A 2,715-nucleotide genomic window follows, 5' to 3' on the forward strand; every position below is an offset into this window, starting at 1 on the left:
CCTACTTACGAAAGTCCTCGCGGACTTTCTTGGTCGGTAATTATTTACTAAATTAGTTGCTTGAAACACGCAACAAACCATATACAACAACGTTGTGTGTAATACCCGAACAAACCGATTACATTGAAAGAATTAAAGAAACATCATCATTATGTTTGGAAAGAATATCTCAAACCTTGGATATCTGAAAACAAAATCTGTTGTAGAAGAAAGGGCAAAATCTTTTCGACTTCATTAGACAATATTGCTCAAGAAAGATTCTTTTACAAATCTTTAAAATTAGGTACAGAAGAAATTAAATTTTTACAGTTTATAATTAAGAATATGATTCCAAATGTTGGAAAATCAATGAATCATATTTTGAATCTTTACAATGACATCTCAAACTCAAATGATGAATATTTGATTAAATGTGGCATTGAGGATTTACATACAATTGTTGAAAATTATGGAAAAAATTGTTTAGAAAAATTACAAAAAGGAAATATAGAGTTTTTAGAGCAAGACAATTATAAACATCAATTAAGTTTGTTTTTAGGAGTTCAATATATGCGAACGAAAAAAATGCGTGAAAACTTAAATCCTGCCGAATTAAAAAATAAAAATATTGATTTAGAAAAAATGTCTATCATTCTACCATTTATTTATGGCGAAATTACAGGTAGATGGATTTACAATACTGGAGAAATAAAATTAATAAAAAATAACACATCTTCCAATTTTATCACAAGTGACCAACCAATTTTTAATGTTAGAGCACCACTCAATAACACAGAGGAATTAAAACAATTTGAATTGTATTATCCTATATCGCCGAACTATGCAATTTATATTAGTAAAACAGATAATGGAAAGGTTGTGAATAATAGTGATGACGTACTATTCTATAATCAATTAGTAAAAAGCCATTCATTTGAACAAATTTTCGCGAAAAACGAATCTGATTTTACTTAAGAATAAAGTACTACACACAACACCGTGTATAATTAATTGCTTTTTAGAGCTTACTTGCGAAAATTCCTGCGGAATTTTCTCTGGTCCGTAAAAGTTTGCTAAATTAGCTACCCAACCACGCAACTAATCATACACAAACACGTTGGGCACAATTAATGAGCAACCTATGAAAAGACCGATTGTTGGAAAAGACCAATTAATTGACATCTATTATCCTGAAATTAATAATTTGGATGAACAAAAGGTTTTTCAAGAGTTTAGGCAGGATATATTAAATACAAATAACGTATTCATATCAACTCTAGCAATGGACTTTCCGCCAGAAGTATCATTAAAAAAAAGAAAAACGATTGATGAACAATGGAAAGAAAAATTTGCGGAACTGACTCATATTAAAAGTCTTGGGCTTCGCCATAAAGTTGACCAAAATTATTTTGAAGCAGTCTGTGAGATGCGAAATTTGGAAGTATTGAACATTTGGACTTCCACTGTTTTGGATATAAGTTCAATTAGAAAACTTGACAAACTAAAATCTTTATCGATTAGTAATTTTTCTAAACTCGACGATGTTTCACCATTAATAGAATTGAAAACATTACAGCATCTTTCAATACTGGCTTCTTTCAAAATTTTAAACTATGAATTAATTGGTAAAATGACTTGGTTAAAATCTTTAGAACTTGGAGGAGATACCTTTGCACCTCGAAATTTAATGTTACAAAGTCTTGAACCTTATAATGAATTAAAAGAATTAGTCGAATTAGATATGTCTTGTGCATCAATAAGAGATAGAAATTATCGTCAAATCTTAAAACTCAAAAAGTTAAAAAGACTAGATGCACATTGGAGAATGAAAAACAAAGAACGAGAGGATATTCAAAACGAGCATCCTTCTTTGAAATCGGGATTTTTTGTAGCATATGATTTCGTCAAAAATGAATTTAAGGATGGAATCGAATGGTGGATAGAAAAAGAATAACTGTGCCCAACACCGTGTATAATTAATTGCTGCATTGAGCCTACTTGCGAATATTCCTGCGGAATATTCACGGGTTCGTAAATGTTTGCTAACTTAGTTGCTTAACCACGCAACTAACCATACACAAACACGTTGGCATTCATTTAACAGAAATATGAAAGAAAGAACGATATTCTTTTTGATTTTAAGTTTAATATTTAGTTGTAATACTAAATTTGAAAAAGAAAAATGGCAGAACGGAATTGAGTATGATTATCCTTACAGAGAGAAAATGCTTAACGACCTTTTGAACAACTATGATTTAAAAGGAAAGAATTTAAGTGAAATCATAAAATTATTAGGAAATCCGAACGATTTTTGCGACCATAATCAATACGAATTAAGTTATCGAATAAAACTAATTGACAAACCTGAATCTGAATTTTCTAATATTAAAGTAAAGTCTTTAATTTTTGAGCTTGACAAAAGTAAAACCAACATCGACAGTTTAACAATTGTCACTAAAGTATATTTAACGGAATAAAATTTGAAAACCTTATTAAAGATGAGCTTAACGAATTACGGAATTATTCACTCAATCGGAATTTAAAAAGTTTACGGAATAAATCAATGACAGAATTCTTTAGAACCCAAAAAAATAGGAATATATATATTTAAAGAATAGTAATCTGAAAAAAAACGAAATGCCAACACCGTATAAACTTTATTGCTGGTTTTAGCTCACTTGGGAAATTCCTCCGGAATTTCGCCGTTCGTGTTTTATTTACTAAATTCACTGCTTA

At 29.7% G+C, this 2,715-nt stretch carries 3 protein-coding genes; all 3 read left to right on the top strand.

The features are described 5' to 3' along the window. Positions 1–123 precede the first annotated feature (123 nt). The 3 genes from MPF19_RS18735 (at position 124) to MPF19_RS18745 (ending at position 2,456) form a co-directional block, all read left to right on the top strand. On the top strand, positions 124–954 hold the full coding sequence (locus tag MPF19_RS18735) for a DUF4238 domain-containing protein (RefSeq protein WP_249989801.1): 831 nt from the start codon (positions 124–126) through the stop codon (positions 952–954). Positions 955–1,096: 142 nt separating this feature from the next. Next, positions 1,097–1,933 (top strand): leucine-rich repeat domain-containing protein, encoded by an 837-nt coding sequence (locus MPF19_RS18740; protein ID WP_249989802.1) that lies wholly within the window; start codon positions 1,097–1,099, stop codon positions 1,931–1,933. Positions 1,934–2,087: 154 nt separating this feature from the next. Continuing rightward, positions 2,088–2,456: a hypothetical protein gene (locus MPF19_RS18745; protein ID WP_249989803.1), complete on the top strand. Its 369-nt coding sequence runs from the start codon at positions 2,088–2,090 to the stop codon at positions 2,454–2,456. Positions 2,457–2,715: the final 259 nt, after the last annotated feature.

Source organism: Polaribacter sp. Z014, assembly GCF_023555435.1.
Classification (GTDB): domain Bacteria; phylum Bacteroidota; class Bacteroidia; order Flavobacteriales; family Flavobacteriaceae; genus Polaribacter.

What these genes read in the sequence shown, in the direction of transcription:
- MPF19_RS18745 (WP_249989803.1), top strand. Translation starts at nt 2,088, where the DNA reads ATGAAAGAAAGAACGATATTCTTTTTGATTTTAAGTTTAATATTTAGT.